The organism is Streptomyces sp. MMG1121, assembly GCF_001280015.1.
GTDB lineage: Bacteria > Actinomycetota > Actinomycetes > Streptomycetales > Streptomycetaceae > Streptomyces.
In genome coordinates, this window is record NZ_LGDV01000021.1 from 1 (window position 1) to 3,063 (window position 3,063).

At 67.9% G+C, this 3,063-nt stretch carries 2 protein-coding genes and 1 pseudogene; all 3 read right to left on the bottom strand.

Going from position 1 to position 3,063, the window contains the following annotated elements; all coding sequences use genetic code 11:
• Positions 1-837 (bottom strand): annotated as a pseudogene (locus ADK64_RS03965) (Fe-S oxidoreductase); the annotation flags it as partial.
• A gap of 146 nt (positions 838-983) precedes the next feature.
• The gene (locus ADK64_RS03970) at positions 984-1,856 is read right to left on the bottom strand and encodes an AfsR/SARP family transcriptional regulator (RefSeq protein WP_053654824.1); all 873 of its coding nucleotides are present in this window, start codon (positions 1,854-1,856) and stop codon (positions 984-986) included.
• Between the two features lie 328 nt (positions 1,857-2,184).
• A partial coding sequence (locus ADK64_RS03975) for an acyl-CoA carboxylase subunit beta (protein WP_324614360.1) occupies positions 2,185-3,063 on the bottom strand: 879 nt, incomplete at its 5' end.

A 3,063-nucleotide genomic window follows, 5' to 3' on the forward strand; every position in this document is an offset into this window, starting at 1 on the left:
CTCACCGGGGTCGGAGAAGTCGATCGGCTTGCCGCCCGACGTCATCGGCAACAGCGCGCCCAGCGACGTAGCACCGTCCGCGTTCCGCTTGAACCAGATATTCGGAAACGCCAGGAACCGGTGCCACGCCACACCCATGTCGGTCTTCAACGCCACCACGATCATCCAGACGTAGGAGATCGTGATCTTCAGGGCCGCGAAGAAGTAGACGAGGTTCTCCAGGGTGGAGCGGTCCATGCCCCGGAACCAGGCGACCAGCGGGTAGGAGAGGAAGAACGACGCCTCGTAGTGGTCGACGTGGTGCAGGGCGCCCTCGAGCGCGTGCAGCACCATGATGCAGGTGCCGACGACGAGGATGACGGTCTCGACGAAGTACGCCTGACCCGTGTTGGACCCGGCGAAGCGGGACTTGCGGCCCGGCTTGGTCGCCTTACTCAGCTGCCGGATCACGATCAGCGCCAGAATGCCGGCCGCCGTCAGCGTGCCGATGAACTCGACGAACGCGTTGTACGGCGCCCAGTCGCCGATGACCGGCAGGAGCCAGTCGGCCTTGAAGAGCTGCCCGGTGGCATTGAGGATCGTCTGGAGCAGTGTGTAGAAGCCGATCGCCACGAACCAGTGCGCCACCCCGACGACGCCCCAGCGGTTCATCCGGGTGTGGCCGAGGAACTCCCTGACCAGCGTGACCGTGCGGGAGTACGGGTTGTTGGTGCGCAGGCTCCTGGGGACGGGCTGGCCGAGCCGTATGAAGTGGAAGAGCTGCAGGAGGGCGCGGCCGAACAGCGCCCAGCCGACCGCCGTCAGGGTCAGCGACACGATGATCGCGACGAGTTGCATGAGTGGGCTCCTCGAACCGGCGAAAGTCAGTTACTAAGCGGTAACTTAACCATTTCGTCTGAGGCTACCCACTTATGGCGCCGCACTGCAGCCACCGGCGCGGTGATCTGCGCCGCTGCGACAAGGCCCGTCTCTCACACGGCAGTTCAGGCGTACCGGGCGGCGCTGCCCACGCGGGCGGGGGCGAGCGGCGCCGTGACGGGCTGCTGCGACTCCGCGCCCAGCGGGCTCTCCGGCGCGGCCACGAGGATCGACTGCTGGAGCCGGCGCAGCCGCGCCGAGGGCTCCAGGCCCAGGTCCCGTACGAGGGTGCCGCGCAGCCGGTGGTAGACCTCCAGGGCCTCGCCACGCCGGCCGGAGCGGTGCAGCGCCAGCATGAACTGGGCGTGCAGGTTCTCGTGGGTGCGGTAACGGCTGGTCAGCACGGTCAGTTCCGCGAGCAGTTCGCGGTGCCGGCCGAGCCGCAGGTCGGCCTCGATGCGCTGGTCGAGGGCGCACAGCCGGCTCTCCTCGAGCCGCTTGGCCTCCATCTCCAGCCGCGCACCGGTCTGCACGTCGGCGAAGGCCGGACCGGTCCACAGACCGAGCGCCTCGCGCAGCAGGCGGGAGGCTTCCTTGAAGTCCCCCGCGTCGACAGCGCGGTAGCCCGTGCCCGCGAGCCGCTCGAACTCGCGGACGTCGCTTTCTCCGCCACCGGAGACGAGCATGTACCCACCGGGCGCGGTGACCAGGACGTCCTTGGCACTGCGCCGCGGGGCCGACCCGGGCTCGGCGGACGCCTCCTGCTCCAGCGCGAGGTTGATGAGGTCGCGCAGTTGCAGGACGTAGGTCTGCAGCGTGGTGCGCGCGCTGCGCGGCGGCCGGCCGGCCCACAGCTCGTCGGTGAGAGCGAAGACCGGCACCACCTGGTCGACGTGCAGCGCGAGGAGCGCGAGCACCTGTCGGGGCTTCGGCGCAGTGGGGGCGATGGACACCCCGTTCTCCCTGACGTCCAAAATGCCCAGTACGTCAATCTGCATGCCGTTGCCCCCTAGGTGAGTGTGCTGTCTCATACCGGCACCTCACGAGTACAAAACAGGCCGGACGGTTTGTCAATACCAAACCACGTGCGCTGTTTTGAAGCATCCTGCACCAGGACGGGCACAGCTTTCCTGGAGAAGCATTTGACGTGCAACTTTGCCCAACTCGACGCCATCGGCCTGGAAAAGTGACGTACAGGTGTCCATCGAACCCCTAGAGAATCTACCTCGCCAAACGGGCGCCCACACCTAACCCGCAGGCGATACCGGGCGCGAGAACAAACCATGCATGCGGTTGGCTTCGCCCTGCGACCAGGCTGAAGTCCGCCTACTGCGGCTGGTTGCCGTGCTTGCGGGACGGCAGCTCGGCGTGCTTGCCGTGCAGCATGGCCAAGGACCGGATGAGCACCTCGCGGGTCTCGGCGGGGTCGATCACGTCGTCCACCAGGCCGCGCTCGGCGGCGTAGTACGGGTGCATCAGCTCCGCCTTGTACTCCTTCACCATCGCCTCGGGGTCCTCGGCCTCGGCGATCTGCCGGCGGAAGATGACGTTGGCCGCGCCCTCGGCGCCCATCACCGCGATCTCGTTGGTGGGCCACGCGTAGGTCAGATCGGCGCCGATGGACTGACTGTCCATCACGATGTAGGCGCCGCCGTAGGCCTTGCGCAGGATCAGCGAGATGCGGGGCACGGTCGCGTTGCAGTAGGCGTAGAGCAGCTTCGCGCCGTGGCGGATGATGCCGCCGTGCTCCTGGTCGACGCCGGGCAGGAAGCCGGGGACGTCCAGGAAGGTGACGATCGGGATGTTGAAGGCGTCGCACAGCTGCACGAACCGGGCCGCCTTCTCGGACGCCTCGATGTCCAGCACACCGGCCAGCGTCTGCGGCTGGTTGGCGACGATGCCGACGGCCCGGCCGTCGAGGCGGGCCAGCGCGCAGATGATGTTCCGTGCCCAGCGCTCGTGGACCTCGAGGTACTCGCCGTCGTCGACGACCTCCTCGATGACCTTGGCCATGTCGTAGGGCCGGTTGCCGTCCGCCGGGACGTGGCTCAGCAGGACGTCGCTGCGCCGGTCGGCGGGGTCGTCGCTGCGCACCCGGGGCGCCGCCTCGCGGTTGTTCTGCGGGAGCAGCGACAGGAGGTAGCGGACCTCGGCGAGGCAGGTCTCCTCGTCGTCGTAGGCGAAGTGGCAGACACCGCTGGTCTC